The sequence below is a fragment of the Pedomonas sp. V897 genome, from assembly GCF_051304405.1.
Classification (GTDB): domain Bacteria; phylum Pseudomonadota; class Alphaproteobacteria; order Sphingomonadales; family Sphingomonadaceae; genus Pedomonas.
The window spans coordinates 32,050-50,921 of the sequence record NZ_JBPPGG010000006.1 but is presented as its reverse complement, the minus strand read 5'-3'; the positions used below and the strand labels follow the sequence as shown (position 1 = coordinate 50,921).

The window sequence follows — 18,872 nt, the reverse complement described above, 5'->3', positions numbered from 1 at the left end:
GCTCTCCTGTCAGGCGGCGGCGCGCGCGGAGCCGGTCAGCGCGCGCAGGCGGGGGAGGACAAACTGGCCGATGCGGTAGGCTTCCTCGAAGCCGGGCGTTGCGGTCAGCACGAAGTGACGGATGCCGAGGCTGGCGAGGTCGGCGAGCCGGGCGGCCACATCGTCGTAGCTGCCCGTGATGACCGGGGCGTCGTCGGCGATGCCGGCGTCGCGCCGCGCGGCTTCGGCTTCCTCGGCGGTTTCGCGGGCAAGGACGGGCTGGATGAGCCCGGCGGCGACGGAGCGGCCCTGTTGAAGCGCAAGCCAGCCCAGAACCTCGATGATGTTTTTCAGCTCATCGGCGGGTGCGGCGTCGAGCAGATGCACGTCCGCATGGCGGGCGGAGAGTTTCAGCCGCTCCTCCTCCGTGCCGCGCAGGTAGACCGTCGGGAAGGCGACGCGGTTCAGCGGTTCGGCAAAGCCGCCGTTCTGCACCTCGAAGAACCGGCCCTTGAAGGTGAAGGACGGGCCCCGGTGCACAGCGCGCGCGACGGTCAGAAATTCGTCGAGCCGTTCGGCGAGGTCTTTTGCCGCCACCTGGTCGCCCCGGCGGGCGCGGGCGGCGTCATCCCCGTCCGGGGCGATGGCCCAGCCGAGCCGCTGGTGGGTAAAGCGCTGGAACGTCGCGGCCTGCTTGGCGGCATAGACCGCCGACCCGGCGGAGGCGGGAAATTCGGGCACCAGCCGCAGGCGCGGCGTCGTGCGGGCGAGGGCGGCGGCGACGATCTGGCTGTCGTCCCCGTCCTCGCGGTAGGGGATGAACAGGCCGTCGAAGCCGGTGAGGGCCGCCGCCCGGGCGACCTGGGCGTAGTAGTCGTAGCGGTTGAGGGCGGGCGTGCGGACATCCCGCGCCACCCCCGGCACGCGCGGCCGGGCGGAGGGCTCCGACCGCCCGGCCTCGGCGGTCACATCGAGTTGCCAATGGATCTGGATGGTCATGCGGCGCTCCTTTTCTGAGGATTGAGCGGGCTGCCGAAGCGGCCTTCGAACACGGTCTCGGCGAGCGGTCGGCGGCTGTTCGGCGTTTCCTGGTCGTGAAAATCGGCGGGGAGCTGGTCGAGACCGGCGCGCTTGCCCAGCGCCACCATCGCCTCGACCGCGAAGCGTTTCGGGATTGCCAGCCGTGTCCGGGCCAGCTCGCGGTCGAAGCCGCCGATGCCGTGGGCGTGCCAGCCGAGCAGCTGGGCCTGCAGGGCAAGGCTCGCCCAGGCGGCGCCGGTGTCGAAGCTGTGGCTGACGTTGAAGGTGCTGGCGCCGCGCCATTCGACTTCCGTGTCGGAGACGATGACGAACAGCGCCCCGGCGCGCGTGGCCCACAGCCGGTTGCGCGGCGCGAGCAGCGCGACGAAATCGTCCCACGCCGCGTCGCCCGGCCGGGCGACGAGGAAGCGCCACGGCTGGGCGTTCATGGCGGAGGGCGCCCAGCGCGCCGCCTCCAGCACGGTCAGGAGCACGTCGTCCGGCACCGCCTCGCCGGTGAAGCTGCGCGGCGACCAGCGTTCGACGAACAGGTCATGGACGGGATGATCGGCTTGTCGGGTCACGAATGGGTCTCCTTGGCGGGAAAGGGAATGAGGGAGCGCGTGACCGGCGCACCGGTCAGCTCGGCCAGGATTTCGTCGCGCAGGCGATGAAGCTGGGCGGAGCCGCGCTCGCGCGGATGGGGCAGGTCCACCTCGACGATGCGGCGGATGCGCCCCGGATTGGGCGCCATGATGAGGATGCGGTCGCTGAGGTAGACCGCTTCCTCCACGTCGTGCGTCACCATCAGCATGGTGGAGCGCTGCTGCATCCAGATGCGCTGCAATTCCGTCTGCACGTGGATGCGGGTGAGGGCGTCGAGCGCACCCAGCGGCTCGTCCAGCAGCAGCAGCTTGGGCGAGGCGGCCAGCGCCCGCGCGATGGCGGCGCGCTGCGCCATGCCGCCGGAGAGCTGGTGCGGATAGGCCTTCTCGAAGCCGGTCAGGTTCACCAGCGCGATGTGCTCGGCCACCACCCCGGCGCGGCGGTGTTTGGGAATGTCGGTGTTGAGGAGGGCGAGGCCGACATTTTCCTCCAGCGTCATCCACGGGAACAGGCGGTGGTCCTGAAACACGAGGCCGCGATCAAGGCTGGTGGTGGTGACGCGCTGGCCGTCGAGGTGGATCTCGCCGTCATAGTCGGTGTCGAGGCCGACGATCAGCCGCAGCAGGGTGGATTTTCCGCACCCCGACGCGCCGACGATGCTGACGAACTCGCCGGGGCGGATCTCCAGGTTGATGTCGCGCAGCACCTGGAAGGGCGCGCCGTCGATCTGGAAACTCTTGGAGAGGTTCCGGATCGTCAGGGCACCGCGCTCGGGCTGGGTCGCGGGCGGACGGGCGGGTGCGATATGGGGCTGGACGGTCATGGTGCACCTCATCTCACTGGTGGGCGCCCTGCCACCGCAGGATCTGGCGGCGCAGCAGGACAAGGACGTGATTGACGAAAAAACCGAGGAGGCCGCTGGCGCAGATGGCGACGATGATGATGTCGACGCGCTGCTGCGCCTGGGCGGTGGCCATGGTGACGCCAAGGCCGCTGCCCGAGCCGAGCAGGATTTCCGTGCCGATGGTGCCGATCCAGGCGAAGGCCAGCGCCTGCGCGATGCCGGTCAGCACCAGCGGCAGGGCGGCGGGCCAGAGGATGTGGCGGAAGCGCTGGGCGGGCGAAAAATCATAAAGCCGGCCCACCTCCAGATAGCGCTTCTCTACATGGGCGAAGCCCTCGTAGGTGTTGAGGACGGTGGGATAGAAGGCGGCGAGGCTGACGATGAGCAGCCGTGCGTCGTCCCCGTTGCCGAGCCACAGGCCGATGAGCGGCAGCCAGCCGAGCAGGGGCACCTGGCGGATGCTGTGATAGAGCGGCCCGGCCAGCCGGTCGACGAGGGGCGACGAGGCCATGGCGATGCCGACGGCCATGCCGAGCACGCCGCCGAACACCAGGCCCGTCACGGCGCGGGAGAGGCTGACCAGCGCGTCGCGCAGCAACTGGCCGCTGGCGGCGAGCTGCACGAGCGCGGCGGCGATGGCGTCGAGCGAGGCGAAGGCGAGCGACCGCGCGCCCTCCGGTTCCGCCTGCGCGCTCCACAGCAGCAGCAGCGCCACCGGCGCGGCAAGGCCGAGGGAAAAGCGGACGAGGGAATTTTTCAGGAGCCGGGTCATGCGGTCCTCCAGCGGGTGGCGCGGCGCTCGATCTGCTTGGCGCCGCGATCAAGCACGAAGCCGACCAGGCCGCTGACGATGACGCCCGCGAGCACGACATCGATGCGGAAAAGCTGACGCCCCATTTCCATCATCTGGCCAAGGCCGCTGTCGGCGGCGAGCAGCTCGGCCGCCACCAGCACCAGCCAGGCGCGGGTGAGGGCGATGCGCAGCCCGGTCAGCACCGGCGGCAGGGTGGCGGGCAGCAGGATGCGGGCGAGGAAGGGGACAAGGGGTGTGCGGTAGAGCCGCGCCACCTCGAACCAGCCCCGCGGCACGCCGCGCACGCCGTCGAACGTGGCCAGCGCCACCGGGAGAAAGGCGGCGACGGCCACGATCACGATTTTCAGCGTCTCCTCGATGCCGAGGAACAGCACGAGCAGCGGCAGGAAGGCGAGCACCGGCACCTGCCGCAGCGCGAGGAACAGCGGCGCGAACAGGGCCTCGGTCCAGCGCGACAGGGCAATCGCCGCGCCGAACAGCAGGCCCGCCGCCGCGCCGATGGAAAATCCGGCGGCAAGGCGCACCAGGCTCTGGCCGAGGTGGCGGGCAAGCTCGCCGTTGGAGACAAGCTCCGCCAGCGTGTTCGCCACCTCGACGGGCGGCACCAGCACCTGCGGCGGGAACAGGCCCGCGCTCGATGCGGCCTGCCAGGCGGCGACAAGAATCACGAGCGGCGTGAGCCCGGTTGCGAGACGGGACAGCGTGCGGGTCATCAGTGCACCTCCGGGGAAAGCGCGCCGGTTCGCAGGCGGCGGTGGCGGACGAGGCCGACCGCGCCCGCGCCGAGAGCGAGCACCGGCAGCCAGGCGAGAAAGACCGACGGCAGCGGGAGAACATCGGCGATCATGCCGCCCGCGATGGCGCCGAAGGTGGAGCCGGTCATGGACGCGAGATTGTAGAGGCCCGCCACCTTGCTCTTGGCGCCGGGGTAGGCCGCCAGCATCCGCATGTTGATGAAGTGGATGAGCGCCAGCCCGCCGCTCAGCAGCACCGCGCCGGCCCCGAGCCCGGCAAGGCTGCGGGCGAAGCCGAACGTCAGCAGCGCCGCAGCGGCGAGCGTCAGGCCGATGCCGTAGGCCACGGGCGTTGCCAGCCGCTGCACCACGCGGCCGCCGAGAAACAGCATGGTGACGGAGGTGACGCCCTGGAACAGCATCACCCGGATGCCGTGCTGCTCCGTCAGCGCGGGCAGGGCGGCGGCCAGCAGAATGATGAAGGTGGCGAACAGCCCGTTGGTGGCGCTGCCCAGAAATTCGATGAGGCAGCTCTCCGCCACGTCCGCGTTGCGCAGCAGCGTTTTCAGCTCGGCGACCATGCCGGGCGCCTGCTCCTCCCGGTGCTGCCGCGCGGGCAGGAAGGAGAGGCTGAACAGCGCCATCAGGCCGAACAGGAGAGCGACCAGCAGGAAGCAGGCGGTCACGCTCAGCCGCTGGGTGAGCACGGTGGCGGCGGCGGGGCCCGCAATCGCCATGCCGCCGGTGAGCGCGCCGCGATACCAGCCGGCGCGCGCCTGCCCCATGGCCTGCAGGCGGTCGAGGAACGCGCCGTTCATGGAGACGATGCGGAAGGGAATGCACAGGCCGATGAGGCCCCGCCCCGCCGCCAGCGCCGCCCAGCTCGCGCTGAACGGCATGACGAGGTTGACCAGAAGCGGCCCGAGGCTGGCGAGAAAATAGACGCTGCGGCTGCCGTAGCGGGCGATGATGAACCCGGCCGGGACGGTGACCAGCATCATGCCGACCGACTCCATGGCCGAGACGATGCCCACCTGAAAGGGCGTTGCGCCCAGCGACAGGGCGAACAGCGTGGTCACGATCTTGCCGAGGCCGATGGTGAGGCCGCTCACCAGCGAGAGTACGATGAAGCTGGCGAGGAAGCGGTTGTCGCTCATGGCGCGGCGTCTCCCTTCGCGGTGTGGGCGTCGGCGGAGACTCCGTCCGGGGCGGCAGGCTGCCAGAAGGTGCGCAGGCCGAATTTGTTGACCGCGCGGGTGACGAAGCGGGGCTCGATCAGCGCGTCCACATCCACCTTCTGCCGCACCAGCCCCTGCGCATGGGTGTACTCCGCCACCGAGCGGTAGTGGTTGATGACGGCATCGGTGAACAGTGGCGTGAAGCGGTCGCGCCAGGCGACGTTCGCTTCGTCGAAATCCGCCTCGATCACGCTGACGGGCGTGTCGCTGCGGGCGAGGTCCTCGATTACCGCTGCCCGGTTTTCGGGTTGGGCGGCCCAGTGGGCGGCGCGCACGTAGGCGTCCACCACCAGCTGGGTCAGCTCGGGCTGGCTTTCGATGAAATCGGCGCGGCCGAACAGCTCGGCCCGCATTCTCCAGGCGAGCGGCGCTTCCTTGGTGGACCAGATGATCCGCCCGATCCCCTTCTGCTCAAGGAGAATACCGTCGGAGAGCAGGAACACCGCGTCCACGTCGCCCGCCGCGAGCGCCGCATGGCTGGCGGGCGGATTGATGTTGAGGATCTTGAAGTCGGAGAGGCTGAGGCCGTTCGCATCCAGCAGCTTGGAGAAGGGCAGCTCCCACGGCCGCCCGCGATGGAGCGCGATGCGCTTGCCCTTGAGATCGCGGATGCTCCGGGCCTCCAGCCCCTTGCGCACCACCAGGTAGGAATTGTTGCCGCGCCCGAGCGGGGCGACCAGCTTCAGCGGCACGCCGCCCGAGGCGGCGATGATGGCGGGAAAATCGCCATAGCTCGCAAAATCGATGCGCTTGCCCGCGAAGCCTTCGTTGATGAGCGGGCCGCCCACGGCCGTCGGCACCGGAAAGAAGGAGAGCGCGACGCCGCGTTTCGCCAGCTCCTCCTTCAGCCAGCCCTGGCGGATGACCGTGCCGGTCAGCCCGGTGAACACCTGCTGGCCCTTGTAGGAGTAGGCGATGCTGGCGATGGTGAGCTGCTGCGGCAGGTCGGCCCCGCCAGCCTCGGGCGCGCGGGCGCCCGTGAACTGGAAGAGGACGAGGCTCGCCACGCCCAGCAGCGTCAGCACCCCGAGGATACGGCCCTTCAGGTTCACGCCGGCCTCCTCACGCCACGGTGCGGGCGTGCGACTGGCGCAGCGCCTCGAGCGGGCCGCGATCAACCCACGCGGTCACGTCCACCGGTTCGGGCAGGAAACCCCGCTCGAACAGGAAGGCGGCGAAATCCCCCAAGGCCGCGATGGCGTCGTCGGACAGGTCGGTGTGGAGGCGCTGGTGCAGCGTGTCGCCGCCGTAGGCCTCCAGCACGAACTGCTCGGGCGATCCCGTCTCCCGGGTGAGGTAGGCGAGGGCTTCGGCCGGGTGCAGCTCCACCCACACCCCCGCCTCGATCACCTTGGCGAGCAGCGTCTCGGCCAGCGCCGGGTAGTGCTCCAGCGTGGCGGCGTCCACCGTCAGCGGCCGGGGCGCGCCGTTGTTGGCGCGGATTTTCGGGTCCGGGTGGAAGCCGGTGTCCACCACGATGTGGGCGCCCGCGAGAAAGGCGAACTCGCGCCCGAGCGATCCCTTGACGTGAATGGCGTCCACCTCGCCGCGCACCAGCGCGTGCAATTCGGCGGTGTAGAGCGGCCGCCCGCTCCAGCGGCGGCCGGGGGTGATGCCGATCCAGGTCTCGCCCGGCGGGTCGGTGGCGTCGATATCCACCCACTCCACCTCGTGTTCACCGATGCCTTCGAGCGAGAGTCCGTTGAGCAGGGCACGCAGGGCGGTGGCGCGGAAAATGTCGATGCGCTGGCCGCGCCGCAGCGGCAGGCCGATGCGGCGGCCCTTCAGGTCCTTCACCGTGCGGATGCCGCTCTCGGGCAGGGCGATGATCGCCTGGCTCTCGTCCACCCACGACAGGCCGATCACCCGGGTGTCCGCGCCCGCCGCCCGCGCCCAGAGGGCGGGCACGCTGCCGCCCTGCCGGAAGCTGTGGGGCAGGTGGTGGTCGATGTGGCTCTCCCGCGCCCGGGGGTCGGCGGTCTCCTGCAGCGAATGCACGGTGACGCCGTGCGGGGTGAGCGCCTTGTCGATCAGCCCCAGGTTGATGGCGATGCCGAGCGGCGTCGGGACCGGGCAGCGGGTGTGCCAGATTTCCTTGGGATAGGCGGTCATTGCGGTCTCCTTCAGAATTTTGCGGTCAGGGCCGCGCCATAGGTGCGCGGCTCGCCATAGGTGCCGAGGCGAGCGCCCTGCTGGGTGCCGAAGGTGAGGATCTTGTAGTGCTTGTTCGTCAGGTTCCGGACGAACAGCTGGAACTCCAGCCGGTCGTCGGGGCTCAGCACCGAAACCCGGGCATTGCCGAGCGCGTAGCCCTTCTGCCGCTGATACCGGCTGACGTTGTAGTCGTTGGCGTCGGGGTCGGTTTCCTGTGCGTTGACCGTGAAATACTGGCCGGTGCGGTAGCTCCAGTCCGTGCCGAGGCCCAGCGACCACGCCCCCACCGGCACGCGGTAGTCGATGTCGATGGTGGAGGTGAAATGGGGCGCGCGGGTGAACTGGTTGCCCTTGCCGAACAGCAGGCCGGTGTTCGGATTGTTGGGAATGAAATCGTCGGTGTACTTGGTGTCGAGCAGGCCGATGGTGCCCGCGATGCGCAGGCCGTCGAACGGCCGCGCCGTCACGTCCAGCTCGACGCCCTTCGACCAGCCCTCGGCGTTGATGAGGCGGGCGGTGAACACGGTGGTGCCCCCGGCCGATACCGGCACGCCCTGCACCAGCACCTGGATTTTCTTGTAGTCGTAGTAAAAGACCGCCAGGTTCGCCGTCAGGTTGCCGCCCAGCCAGGAGGTCTTGAGCCCGGCCTCATAGGCGTAGAGGTCTTCGGGTGCGATGCCTTCGGGGTCGAACTGCACCGCCGAGGTGGCGCTGGCCTGGAAGGTGCCGGAGCGGAAGCCGCGCGAGAAGCGGGCATAGAGCAGGGCGTCCGGCGTGATTTTCCACTGCGGGGTGATATCCCACGTGAAGCGGTTCCACGTTCTTGACGGCGAGGAGACGAACGGCGTGTAAGGCGTGGTCGATGTCACCGAGCTGCGCAGCCACCAGGCGGTCGGGTCGAGGAAGGTGACGCGCGGCCGCGCCGCCGTCGGCTCGGTGTCGGGGTGGACCGTGTTCAGGCGGCGCGCGGAATCCCCGTTCGGGTTGAAGATGTCGATGGTGGCCGAGCGCTTCTCCGAGGTGTAGCGCGCGCCCGCGGTGAGGCTGAGGGCATCGGTGAAATTGAACGTGGCGCTGCCGAAAAGCGCGTAGCTTTTCGAGGTCTGGTCATATTTCACGTTCTGGAAATAGGCGTGGCGCCACCGCTCCGGCCCGGTGCCCCGGTCGCGATAGCGGGTGGTGCCGACCGTTGCCGTCGTCGCGTCGGAGCTGAAATCCTCCCAGAAATAATGGGCGCCGACGATCCAGTTGAAGCGGTTCTCGCGCGGGCTGGTCAGGCGCAGCTCCTGGGTGAACTGCTCGCTCGACAGGTCGGTGCGGCTGCGCGACCCTTCGGTCAGGGTGTAGTCGGCATCGGCGATGCTCAGGTTGTCGCCCTTGTCCCAGGCGGTGATGGAGGTCAGCGCGTAGCCGTCCTTCTCCCAGTTGATGGTGAGGGTCGCGCCGCGCTGCTTGGTGTCCGCCGTGCCCGGCACGTTGGCGGCATAGTCGCGGCGGCCGCCCGGCGGGGTGTTGCCGTAGTCGTCCGCCGGGGCGGGTGCGCCCTTGAGCGCGGGCGTGTCGGGGTACGCGGGCTCCAGCGTGCGGGGAACGGGCGTGCCGTCGAAATTGCGCACGCGGCCGGAGAGCAGGATCTCCAGATTCTCCGTCGGCGTGAACAGCAGCTGCACGCGCCCGGCGAAATCATTGAACCGGCCGGTGCCGCTCTCCACCGTGCCGATGTTGTTGTAGACGTTGCCGCGCCGCTCGTAGAAAAACGCGGCGCGCGCGGCCAGCTTGTCGTCGATCACCGGGCCGCCGAAGCCGCCCTGGGTGAACACCGCGCCGAAATTGCCGACGCCCGCGCGCACGTAGCCGGAGGAGTCGAATTCCGGGCGCTTCGAGAGATAATGGATCGCGCCGCCCACCGTGTTCTTGCCCCACAGCGTGCCCTGCGGGCCGCGCAGCACCTCCACCCGCTCCAGATCGAACAGCGGGAAGGCCTGGAAGAACGGGGAATTGACGTAGACCTCGTCGAAATAGACGCCGATGGGATTGACCACATTGGCGGCCGGGTCGTTGGAGCCGACGCCGCGAATGAACCAGCGCGGGCGCGTGCGGCTTTCGGTCTGCGCGGCCGAGGCGTTGGGGATGAGGCGCACCACCTCGGCGGCGGAGCGGATGTCCTGCTGCACGATGCTCTCGCCGGTGAGGGCGGTGATGGCGGTGGGCACGTCCTGAATGTTTTCCGCGCGCTTGCCGGCGGTCACGATCAGGGGCTCGGCGGCATCGATCGCCGCCGCATCGTCAAACGCCTCGGCACGGGACGGGGCGGCGGGCAGGGCGGCCAGCACGGCGGCGATGGCGATCAGGGAGGAACGCGTAATCTTCTCAGTCATCGGAAAAAGACTTTCTGAAACCTTGGGTCCGTCGGCGGCGCCGGCCGCGCGCACGGGAACAGAAACTGCTGGGGGAGGCCGGTCAGGCGAGGGCGTGCTCGAGGCGGGTTGCCCGCTCGAGCGGGCGCTCGTCGATCCACGCCCGCACGTCGAAATCAGCGGGGATGAAGCCGTGTTCGAGGAGGAAATCCTTGAACTCGGACAGGGCGTCGATGGCCTCCTCGTTCAGGAAGGTGCCGAGCCCGTCGGGGGCCGCATCACCATAGGCGGCGCGCACCCAGTCCGTGGTGGAGCCGGTCTCGCGGGCGATGTAGGCGAGCGCCGCCTCCGGGTTTTCGCGCGCCCACTGGCCCGCGTCGAGAATGCGCCCGAGAAAGCGCGCCACCAGATCCGGGTGATGTTCGATCAGCGCCGCATCCACCGTCAGGGTGCGCGGCGTGCCGTTGTTGATGCGCACCCGGGGGTCGGGATGAAAGCCGATGTCGGCGATGATTTTCGCGCCGATCAGCCGGGCCGTCTCCAGCCCCAGCGCGCCCTTGACGTAAATGGCGTCCACCTCGCCCCGGATGAGGGCCAGCGCCTCGGCGCGATAGCCGTGGCGGCTGCGGCGGCGCAGGCCCTCGCCGGTGGCGATGCCCGCCGCGCCGGGTGCGCCGCCGTTGACCGTGTCCACCCGCTCCACGTCCGCAAGGGAGAGGCCGTCCAGCTCCAGCGCCACCGCGAAGCCGCGCAGGGCCGAGGCCCGGTTGAAGTCGATGGAGACCGGGTTGACCGGCAGGCCGATGCGGCGGCCCTTGAGGTCGCGGGCGCGCTCGATGCCCCGGCCGGGCAGGGCGAGCAGCGCCTGGAATTCATCGGTCCAGGACAGGCCGATCACGCGGGTGTCCGCGCCGCGCGCGCGCGCCCAGATGGCGGGAATGTTGCCGCCCTGCCGGAAGGAATGGGGCAGGGTGTGGTCGAAGTGGGATTCGCGCGCCTTGGGGTCGGCGGTTTCCTGAATGGATTTGATGGTGATGCCGTCGGCGCGGAATTCATCCGCGAACCAGTTCAGCTGTGCGGCGATGCCAAGCGGCGTCGGGACCGGGCAGCGCGTGTACCAGAGGCTGTCGAGAGGTGCCGTGCTCATGGGAAAAATTCCTGGTGTGCCGCTGCGCGCCGGGATTTTTTTGATCCAGGGCGCAGGAGATCAGGGGAGACCAGGCCGAGCGCCAGCGTTTCGGCAAACGTGCCGAGGAGGAAACGCCAGCGCTGCGACCGGAGGATCAGGCGCGCAGTTGCCCGTTGCCGGACTCAGGGACGAAGGCCGGGCTCGACTGCGCGCGGATGCGCGCCAAATTGGGGACGCGCGCCGCGCTGCCTGAAATCGATCGGGAAAACCGGGGTCCGCCGTCAGGCGGACAGGGTGCTACAGTACATCGGCATGTCGTCTTTCCTTCTTCAATTCTGGAAACACGAAGCCTGGCGTCGTTGCCTCAGCATCGCGCGCTTTAGCCGTTGGTCACGCGGAGCAAGCTGCTTCCGATCAAATTGCCGCGGGTCCGTGCGGGGAGTTTTCCCCGGAGGCGGCTGGACCACCTTCCTGCCTCCATATCTCTACTATCCCTATAGAGATAGCTCATCAAACAAGAATTCCGTTGTGCAGGCGTAGAATTTTTTTTCGGAACTCAGAAGGGGCCGGCCGTGTGCGGCACGCAGAGCGTCTGGGCAAGCGCCTGCGTCTGCTTGCGAATTTCGGGAACGGCGGTGATTTCCCAGAAGGCGCCGCGCGTCATTGGCCCCAGCGCAAAAAGGCTCGGCACCGGCGTGCCGTCCCGGTCCACCACCTGCGCCTGCGGCGTGACATCAACGCCCATGCCGAGTGCGCCCGGGCGCACCAGCCCCCGCGCCAGCAGGTTTTGCAGGAGGGGGAGGCGGCTCGCCCGGATATCGCACCCCGGCCCGGTGCAGTTGATGATGCGCGCGACCGTCTCGGTGCGGGTGGTCTCGCTCGCGCGCACGCGCCAGCGCACACGCGCGCCCTCCGGGCAGGGATCGGCCGCGAGGAATTTTCCGGCCAGCACGTCCAGCCGCCCCTCCGCTCTCAGGTGCGCGATTCGCGCGCTGACGGCGGGGGCGAGCCGGTGGCGGTGAATATCCCACCACGGGCGCAGGTGCCGCAGGAAGCGGGCGCGGGCGTCCGTGTCGAGGGACTGCCAGAGCGCCTGGAGGCAGGGCCGCAGGTGGTCGGTCGCCGCGTGCCATCCGGTTGCGTCCGCCAGCCGGCGCAGGTCCGCGAGCAGGGCGGAGAGTTTCCCGGCCTCGGGCGGCGCGTCCCGCTGCGGCAGGGCGGGCGGCGTCTCCGGGTGGGTGAGCGGCAGCAGGCCCCGCCGCGACACGGCGATGATGCGCCCGTCAAAGCCGCCGTCCACCAGCTGGAGGGCGATGTCCACCATGGTCATGCCGGTGCCGACGAGCAGCACCGTGCCGGAGGGGTCAAGCCCCCGGGTGGCCTCGGCGGACCACGGGTCGTTGACAAAAGCCTCGCCCAGCACCGCCGGGTCGAACGCCGGGGGCACCCGGGGCGCAAGGTTGCCAAGGGCGAGAACGGCGATGGTGGCGGACAGGGTTTTCCCGTTCGCCAGCGTCACGCGGAAGCCGTGGCCGTCCCGCTCCAGGTCGGTTGCCGCGCCGCGCACGATCCGCAGCCGGTTGTCCGAGGCCGCCGCCACCGCCTCCAGCTGCTCGGCCAGGTAATCGCCATAGATCCGGCGGGGCACGTAATCATCGGCCGTGCCCAGCCCCTTCGCCTCCAGCCAGGCGGCGAAATGGTCGGGCGCATCCCCATAGGCGCTCATGTTGCGCGCGCGTACGTTGAGCAGGTGGGCGGGATGGGTGGTGGAATAGGCCAGTCCCCGCGCCGGGCGGGCGGAGGGCTCGATCAGCGTCACCCGCGGCCCCGGCTGGCGCAGGAGGGAAATGGCTTGCAGGGTGCCGCTCAGTCCGCCGCCGATCACGGCAACATGGTCGAAGCTCATTTTCATTGCTGGCCCTTCTTGTGGAAACGGGATGTGGCGCGGCGCGGCGGGGCGCCGCCGGACCCGCCCGGTCAGGACGGCGGCAGGCGCATTTTCTCGGTCACCTCGATCTGGACGACGCGGCCCTCATGGACGGTCAGCGAGATGGTGCCGTAACGCAGGTTCCCCAGCGCCTCCCGGATGGCGGCGAGGGCCTGCGCCACATGCGGCGGGTCTTCGCGAGTCCCGGCGGCAGGGGGAGCGGAATTGGTCATGGTCGATCCTCCGCACGGTCGGGGAAAAAAAGGCCATGCGACCCGTGTGGGGACGCATGGCCAGGTGGGTTTGGGCGGGCTTGAAACGAACGGGCGCGCTGCGGGCGGCAGCAGCGCAGGCCGGGGATGCCGGGAGGAGGGGTGCCAGGTCTGTGTTTCATCGTGTCGCCGACCTTTCCTCTCTTGCTCTGGCCTCTCTTGCTCTCGCCTCTCCTGCGCGGACGCTGTCGAGGCGCGTGGGCCCGGCTCCGCCTGCCCGGCGGACAGGAAGAAACGGGGTCTGAAGGCATGGAACAACCGGAACGCCGTCCGGTGTCCGGCGGATCAACAGGAGAGCCCGGGGCCCGGGGTGGCCTCAGCCCTCACGACCGAGGGAACGCACGCATCTGGCATCGCCTTTTCTCCTGTTGTTGGGAGAAACGCGAGGCGCGGCTCGTTGCCTTTGCTTCGCGATAATCTCTATCTACTTAGTCGAGATATATCGGGTCAATGCTTTTTTAAGCATCCTGTCGCGAATGCCGGTTGCGAACGCCGGTTGCGGATGGCGGGCGCGCGCGGAACGTCCGGCCCATCGCCCATCGCCCATCGCCCTTCGCCCATCGCCCTTCGCCCATCGCCCGTCGCCGGGCAGCACGCGGCCTAGAGGCGGCTGAGGGCGAGCTGGACCGAGTCCAGGAGGCCCGCCGAGAGGTCGCAGCCCTCGTGCCAGGCGCGCAGGGTGATCTCGGCGCAGGCGCGGGCGTCCGACAGGGCGTCGTGGTGCCGCAGCGGAATGTCGAAATGCTCGCACACGTTGGGCAGCTTGGTCGGGAAGATGTTCCACGCCGCCCGGGCCAGTTTCACCGTGCACAGCCACGGCTTGTTGGGCGCGAAGATGCCATAGGCCGCGCAGGTGCCCTGGAGGATGCGCCGGTCGAAGCGGGCGCTGTGGGCGGCGAACACGTCCGCCTGGTCGAAGATGGGCCGGATCTCGGGCCACAGCGCGCCGAAGTCGGGCTCGTTGGCCACGTCCTGCCAGTAGATGCCGTGGATGTCGCTGTAGAGGATCGTCGGCCGGGGCGGGCGGATCAGGTAGTGGGACTGCGCGGTGATGCGGCCGTCGTGGATGAGCGCAAGGCCCACGGCACATGCGCTGTCGGAACCATTGTCGGCCGTCTCGAAATCGATAGCGAGGATACGAACGGACATGAGGGGCTTTCTACGCCTGAAGTGCGCCGGGCAATCTGGGCGAAATGCCGCATGGTCAAGAAAACGCGCCCCAGGGCGCACACGCACGGGTTGGATGTGTAACGGGACGCCCGGCCAGCTTCCCCAGACAACTGCGCCAGAGGGATAAAGCACCCCAAGCCGCCCATTTCAAGGGAAGAGACGCGAATCGGCCCAGAAAATAGCCGGATCTCCGGCGGCCTCCGGGCGGCGGGGCCGGATCGACGGCGCCGTTGCCACGTTCCTGCTCCGGGCGGCTGGCGTGCAGCGGCCCGGGTGTCCGGTCGGGAGGGAAGCGCGATGTCCCTGGCTCAGCTGCGGGTGGAGGGGTCCATGTTTCTGGACGAGCACGGCCGGCAGGTGATCCTGCGCGGGGTCAACCTGGGCGGGGACTGCAAGGTGCCCTACCCGGACGGGGGCACGCACATCCCCACGGACTTCTCCGATCATCGCACGGTCTCCTTCGTCGGCCGGCCCTTCCCGCTGGAGGAGGCGGACGAGCATCTGGACCGCCTGCGCCACTGGGGCTTCAACTGCCTGCGCCTCCTCACCACCTGGGAGGCCATCGAGCACGCCGGGCCCGGCCAGTATGACGAAGCCTACCTCGACTATTTCACCGAGGTGTGCGCGCGCGCCTGCGGCAAGGGGTTCTATGTCGTCATCGACCTGCATCAGGATGTGTGGTCGCGCATGTCGGGCGGGGATGGTGCGCCCGGCTGGGTGTTCGATGCGCTTGGCCTCGACTTCACCCGGTTTCACGATGCGGGCGCGGCCCTCGTGATGCAGCGCGCCTTCGATTACGACGACCCGGAGCCGCATCAGGCGGCCTATCCGGCCATGGCGTGGACGCGCAACTACTGGCTGCCCGCCAACGGCATCGTCTGGACCCTGTTCTGGATGGGCCAGTTCGCCACGCCCGAGTGGAAGATCGGCGGGGCGAACGTGCAGCGCTTCCTGCAAGGCCATTACATCGCCGCCATGGCGCAGGTGGCGCAGCGGGTGGCGCACCTGCGCAATGTCATCGGCTTCAACACCCTGAACGAGCCGGGCATCGGCTGGGTCGGCACGCGGCTCACCTACCGGCATCTGGCGCCCTCGCCCGACCGGCTGTCGCCGCCCATGCCGGGGCTGGCGCTTTCGCCCCTCGACAGCCTCGCCGCCGCGCGGGGCATCCCCACCCGGGTGCCGCATCTGGTCCACCACGCGGCGCTGGGCCGCGCCGTGCCGGTGGACGAGCGGTGCATCAATCCCGAGGGCATTTCCATCTGGAAGCCCGGCGCCTGCTGCCCGTTCGAGCGGGCGGGCATCTACGACATGCAGGGGGACAAGCCCCGCCCGCTGGAGGAGGACGCCTTCCGCACGGTGAACAGCCAGCCGGTCAGCCTGGCCGATGACTGTTTCGCGCCGTTCTTCCGCCAGGTGGCCGGGGCGATCCGCGCCTGGAACCCGGACTGGGCCGTGTTCGCCGAGATCGACCCGCGCGGGTTTCACGACGGCCGCAGCTACCCGGCCGAGCTGCCCGACGCCACGGTGGTGGCCGGTCACTGGTACGACATCACCGCGCTGGTCACCGCCAGGTTCCAGCCGGAACATCACGCCGATCTCCTCACCGGCGAGCAGGCCACCAACCACTGGCAGCTGGGCCGCATCTACGTGCGCCAGCTGCGGCTGCTGAAGGCGGCGGCGGCCGCCCTGCCGCAGGGCGCGCCGGTGTTCGTGGGCGAGTTCGGCATTCCGTTCAATCTGGAGGGCGGCGCGGCCTATCGTGCGTGGGTGAAGGGCGAGCGCGGCCCCGAGGTGTGGCGCAAGCACATCGAGGCGCTCGACCTGATGTACGACGCCATGGACGAGCTGCTGCTCAGCTGCGCCCAGTGGAACTATACGGTGTCCAACCGGAACGACCCGCGCATCGGCGACGGCTGGAATCAGGAGGACCTCTCCATCTGGTCCCGCGACCAGAAGGATGGCATGGACCACCCCGACGCGGGCGGCCGCGCGATCGAGGGCTTCTGCCGGCCTTATGTCCGCAAGACCCAGGGGCGGCTGCTGATGATGCGGTTCAGCCATACCACCCGGGTGTTCCGCTGCGTGCTGGTGGCCGAGCCCCACATTCGCGGCCCGACGGAGATCTACATCCCGCGCATCCAGTACCCGGAGGGCTTCGTCATCGAGAACATGGGCGCGCCGAGCCTCCTGCACATGGATGTGGACCGGCAGATTCTGGAAATGCACGCCCAGGGGCACGGGCTGGTGCAGCTGGTGGTCCACCCGCTCGGCTGAGGCGGACCGGTCTGCGGACAGGGTTAATTCGTTTGCGCAAGGCTTGGGGCTCGGGCTACCAGATTGCGGTTCCGGCAGACCGTTGTGATCTGATGTCCCATGGCCCCCTTCGACCTTCTGGACCGCTATCGCAAGCGCCCCGACCAGGCGGCGCACGGCGCGATTCTGGCGGCGGTGGCGGGCCTGCATCTGGCGCTGCTGGCGGCGCTCCTGAGTTACCGCATTCTCCTGCCGGAAGCGCCGGACGGGCCGGTCATCCGGCTCGACCTCGTGCCGCTGGAGCGGGTTCCGGCGCGAACGCCCGCGCGCGGCGCGGCGTCGGGCCGGGGCGGCGGGCTGACCGCTGCCGGGGTGCATCCCTCGCCCGAGGCGGCGCTGCTGCCGGTGCCGCTGCCGGAGCTGCCCGCGCCGGATCTGCCCGGACGCGAGGCCGAGCGCCCGGCGGAGCGGCGCGCGCCCGTCCGCCGCACGCCGGAGGAGGTGATCGCCGAGGAGTCGCTGACTCCCTCGGTTGCCGCCCATTCGCTGGCGGGGCGGGGCTTTGATCTGATCTCCCCGCCCAGCTACACCGCGCCGCACCTGCGCAACCGGCTGCCCGCCTATCCGCCGGCGGCCCGCCGCCTGGGCGAGGAGGGGCTGGTGATCCTGCGGGTGCTGGTCAACCCCTCGGGGGCAAGCCAGTCGGTGCAGGTCTACCGCAGCAGCGGCCACCCGCGCCTCGACGAGGCGGCGGTACAGGCGATCCTGCGCTGGACGTTCGTTCCCGCCGAGCGGGGGCGGCGGCCGGTGATGGCCTGGCTCCTGGTGCCGGTCCGTTTCGCCGGCGGGGCGTATGTCACCATCGACGAATCCGCCGTGATCGGGGGTTAGCCGCCGAGCGACTCGGCGCCGAGGGGGGCGGGCACCAACGCGCCGCGCGACGGGCCCGCCAGGAACCGGGATTCAAACCAGGATTCATAGGCCCGGACGGCGGCCCCGGTGCGGAACGGCGCAACAGCCTCCTGCAGCAGGCGGGGGTCGGGCCGGTCCTCCAGCGCGTGCAGCATGGCCCCGGCGAGGGCCCCGGCGTCCTCCGGCGGCACGAGCCGCCCCAGCCGCCCGTCCTGCAGCGCTTCCCGCACGCCGCCCGGGCAGTCCGCCGCCACCACCGGGCAGCCGCAGGCCAGCGCCTCCACCAGCGTGGCAGGCAGGCCTTCCCAGCGGGAGGGCAGCACGAACAGGGCGGCGCGGCCGAGCGCCGCGTAAGGATTGGCCACCACCCCCGGCAGGCGCACGATATCCGCCAGCCCCAGCCGCTCGACCCGCGCTTCGAGCTGGGGCCGCAAGGGGCCGTCGCCCAGCAGCAGCAGCCGGCAGGGCCGCTGGCGGCGCAGCCGGTCGAAGGCGTCGAGCAGCAGGTCGAAGCCCTTCTGCGGCACGAACCGGCCAATGGCGACAATCGTCGGCATGCCGGGCTCGGGGGCGCGCAGCCAGTCGTGCTCCGGCGGCGCGGCGGCGCACGCCGCCGGGTCGTCCGGCAGGATCGGGCTCGGCAGCACCGAGATCCGCGCCGGCGGGATGCCAAGCCCGGTCGAGAGGCTGTCGGCCACCGAGCGGGAGACCGCGATGATCTGGTCCGCCCGGCTCCAGAACGGGCGCAGATGCAGCCGCCGCAGCAGGTTGCCCCGGGCGGAGGCGGTGCGGGTGATGTGGTTGCTCGCCCGCAGCACCAGCGCCGTGGCGCGGGGGCGGCGCATCAGCGCGTGGCCGAGCGCGGCGACGGGCGCCACATGGTTGGCCATGCCCACCAGCACGTCAGGGCCCGCGCGGTCCAGATAGCGGGCAAGCGCCGGGATGACGCCCGCGAGATCGGCGATGCGGCGCAGCCCGCTGCCCACGGTCTCCGATGTCCGCGCCCCCAGCGGCACGAAGTTCACCCGCGGGTCGAGCCGGTCCTCGCAGGCCGCGTCCTGGGCCGCCACCACCAGGTCGATGCGGTGGCCCCGCGCGGCCAGCCCGTTGGCGAGCGCCAGGGTCCGGCTCTGGGCACCTCCGACGGTGAGAGCATGGATGAGCAGGGCGATGTGCATAAAGGGAAACCAGAAATGAACTCGAACCAAGGGTAGGGGGCCGGACGTCTGCGCGGGCGCGCCGCTGATCGGGATGCCTCCGGTAATATGATTGGCCCTCCTTTGGAAAGACCTGGGTGCGTCAAAAAGTTCCGTCCTGCCGATAGAGACTTGCGCCTCGCCCCGCAACCAGAGGGCTTACCCGCCCGCCCGGCCTGATACCACCCGGCCGGATACCGCCCCGGTGCCATTGCGAAAGAGAAACTTTCAGCTCGTCAAACTAATCTGCTTCGACAAAGTCTA

16 protein-coding genes are annotated in these 18,872 nt (G+C 69.8%); 2 read left to right on the top strand and 14 right to left on the bottom strand.

Translation table 11 applies throughout. From position 1 onward, the window contains the following. Positions 1-9: 9 nt before the first annotated feature. The 13 genes from ACSJJU_RS13450 to ACSJJU_RS13390 all read right to left on the bottom strand — a co-directional run bounded on the left by ACSJJU_RS13450 (position 10) and on the right by ACSJJU_RS13390 (position 14,223). Positions 10-978, bottom strand: a complete 969-nt coding sequence (locus tag ACSJJU_RS13450; protein WP_435916112.1) for an LLM class flavin-dependent oxidoreductase — start codon at positions 976-978, stop codon at positions 10-12. Further along, positions 975-1,583 carry a nitroreductase family protein gene (locus ACSJJU_RS13445; RefSeq protein WP_435916111.1) on the bottom strand — a complete coding sequence of 203 codons (609 nt, stop codon included), beginning with the start codon at positions 1,581-1,583 and terminating at the stop codon, positions 975-977. Before ACSJJU_RS13445 ends, ACSJJU_RS13450 begins: the two co-directional genes overlap by 4 nt. Next, positions 1,580-2,428 (bottom strand): ABC transporter ATP-binding protein, encoded by an 849-nt coding sequence (locus ACSJJU_RS13440; protein ID WP_435916110.1) that lies wholly within the window; start codon positions 2,426-2,428, stop codon positions 1,580-1,582. Before ACSJJU_RS13440 ends, ACSJJU_RS13445 begins: the two co-directional genes overlap by 4 nt. A gap of 13 nt (positions 2,429-2,441) precedes the next feature. Then, entirely contained in the window at positions 2,442-3,221 is a 780-nt protein-coding gene (locus ACSJJU_RS13435) for an ABC transporter permease (protein ID WP_435916109.1), read from the bottom strand. Continuing rightward, positions 3,218-3,976 (bottom strand): ABC transporter permease, encoded by a 759-nt coding sequence (locus ACSJJU_RS13430; protein WP_435916108.1) that lies wholly within the window; start codon positions 3,974-3,976, stop codon positions 3,218-3,220. Before ACSJJU_RS13430 ends, ACSJJU_RS13435 begins: the two co-directional genes overlap by 4 nt. Further along, on the bottom strand, positions 3,976-5,154 hold the full coding sequence (locus ACSJJU_RS13425) for an MFS transporter (RefSeq protein WP_435916107.1): 1,179 nt from the start codon (positions 5,152-5,154) through the stop codon (positions 3,976-3,978). Before ACSJJU_RS13425 ends, ACSJJU_RS13430 begins: the two co-directional genes overlap by 1 nt. Next, on the bottom strand, positions 5,151-6,287 hold the full coding sequence (locus ACSJJU_RS13420; RefSeq protein ID WP_435916106.1) for an ABC transporter substrate-binding protein: 1,137 nt from the start codon (positions 6,285-6,287) through the stop codon (positions 5,151-5,153). The genes ACSJJU_RS13425 and ACSJJU_RS13420 overlap by 4 nt, the downstream gene beginning before the upstream one ends. Before the next feature lie 10 nt (positions 6,288-6,297). After that, positions 6,298-7,347 (bottom strand): ABC transporter substrate-binding protein, encoded by a 1,050-nt coding sequence (locus ACSJJU_RS13415; RefSeq protein ID WP_435916105.1) that lies wholly within the window; start codon positions 7,345-7,347, stop codon positions 6,298-6,300. An 11-nt stretch (positions 7,348-7,358) separates the two neighbouring features. After that, entirely contained in the window at positions 7,359-9,767 is a 2,409-nt protein-coding gene (locus tag ACSJJU_RS13410) for a TonB-dependent receptor (RefSeq protein ID WP_435916104.1), read from the bottom strand. Positions 9,768-9,849: 82 nt separating this feature from the next. After that, complete coding sequence (locus ACSJJU_RS13405; protein WP_435916103.1) at positions 9,850-10,893, bottom strand: ABC transporter substrate-binding protein; 1,044 nt, start codon at positions 10,891-10,893, stop codon at positions 9,850-9,852. Between the two features lie 538 nt (positions 10,894-11,431). Then, on the bottom strand, positions 11,432-12,781 hold the full coding sequence (locus tag ACSJJU_RS13400; protein WP_435916102.1) for an FAD/NAD(P)-binding protein: 1,350 nt from the start codon (positions 12,779-12,781) through the stop codon (positions 11,432-11,434). Positions 12,782-12,852: 71 nt separating this feature from the next. Further along, a complete protein-coding gene (locus ACSJJU_RS13395; RefSeq protein ID WP_435916100.1) occupies positions 12,853-13,035 on the bottom strand; it encodes a YezD family protein in 183 nt (60 codons plus the stop codon). A gap of 639 nt (positions 13,036-13,674) precedes the next feature. Continuing rightward, positions 13,675-14,223, bottom strand: coding sequence for a 3'-5' exonuclease (locus ACSJJU_RS13390; RefSeq protein ID WP_435916099.1), 549 nt, complete (start codon positions 14,221-14,223; stop codon positions 13,675-13,677). A gap of 318 nt (positions 14,224-14,541) precedes the next feature. Here ACSJJU_RS13390 and ACSJJU_RS13385 point away from each other — a divergent pair, with 318 nt between their 5' ends. Next, positions 14,542-16,521 (top strand): cellulase family glycosylhydrolase, encoded by a 1,980-nt coding sequence (locus ACSJJU_RS13385; RefSeq protein ID WP_435916097.1) that lies wholly within the window; start codon positions 14,542-14,544, stop codon positions 16,519-16,521. A gap of 99 nt (positions 16,522-16,620) precedes the next feature. After that, entirely contained in the window at positions 16,621-17,391 is a 771-nt protein-coding gene (locus ACSJJU_RS13380) for an energy transducer TonB (RefSeq protein ID WP_435916095.1), read from the top strand. Here ACSJJU_RS13380 and ACSJJU_RS13375 read toward each other — a convergent pair. Continuing rightward, on the bottom strand, positions 17,388-18,590 hold the full coding sequence (locus ACSJJU_RS13375) for a glycosyltransferase (protein ID WP_435916093.1): 1,203 nt from the start codon (positions 18,588-18,590) through the stop codon (positions 17,388-17,390). The genes ACSJJU_RS13380 and ACSJJU_RS13375 overlap by 4 nt on opposite strands. Positions 18,591-18,872 lie beyond the last annotated feature (282 nt).

Bases quoted from the DNA above. Each gene is read 5' to 3' on its own strand.
- ACSJJU_RS13415 (WP_435916105.1), bottom strand. From the start codon at position 7,347: ATGACCGCCTATCCCAAGGAAATCTGGCACACCCGCTGCCCGGTCCCG.
- ACSJJU_RS13440 (WP_435916110.1), bottom strand. From the start codon at position 2,428: ATGACCGTCCAGCCCCATATCGCACCCGCCCGTCCGCCCGCGACCCAG.
- ACSJJU_RS13375 (WP_435916093.1), bottom strand. From the start codon at position 18,590: ATGCACATCGCCCTGCTCATCCATGCTCTCACCGTCGGAGGTGCCCAG.
- ACSJJU_RS13400 (WP_435916102.1), bottom strand. From the start codon at position 12,781: ATGAGCTTCGACCATGTTGCCGTGATCGGCGGCGGACTGAGCGGCACC.
- ACSJJU_RS13435 (WP_435916109.1), bottom strand. From the start codon at position 3,221: ATGACCCGGCTCCTGAAAAATTCCCTCGTCCGCTTTTCCCTCGGCCTT.
- ACSJJU_RS13410 (WP_435916104.1), bottom strand. From the start codon at position 9,767: ATGACTGAGAAGATTACGCGTTCCTCCCTGATCGCCATCGCCGCCGTG.
- ACSJJU_RS13430 (WP_435916108.1), bottom strand. From the start codon at position 3,976: ATGACCCGCACGCTGTCCCGTCTCGCAACCGGGCTCACGCCGCTCGTG.
- ACSJJU_RS13385 (WP_435916097.1), top strand. From the start codon at position 14,542: ATGTCCCTGGCTCAGCTGCGGGTGGAGGGGTCCATGTTTCTGGACGAG.
- ACSJJU_RS13425 (WP_435916107.1), bottom strand. From the start codon at position 5,154: ATGAGCGACAACCGCTTCCTCGCCAGCTTCATCGTACTCTCGCTGGTG.
- ACSJJU_RS13405 (WP_435916103.1), bottom strand. From the start codon at position 10,893: ATGAGCACGGCACCTCTCGACAGCCTCTGGTACACGCGCTGCCCGGTC.
- ACSJJU_RS13450 (WP_435916112.1), bottom strand. From the start codon at position 978: ATGACCATCCAGATCCATTGGCAACTCGATGTGACCGCCGAGGCCGGG.
- ACSJJU_RS13395 (WP_435916100.1), bottom strand. From the start codon at position 13,035: ATGACCAATTCCGCTCCCCCTGCCGCCGGGACTCGCGAAGACCCGCCG.
- ACSJJU_RS13390 (WP_435916099.1), bottom strand. From the start codon at position 14,223: ATGTCCGTTCGTATCCTCGCTATCGATTTCGAGACGGCCGACAATGGT.
- ACSJJU_RS13380 (WP_435916095.1), top strand. From the start codon at position 16,621: ATGGCCCCCTTCGACCTTCTGGACCGCTATCGCAAGCGCCCCGACCAG.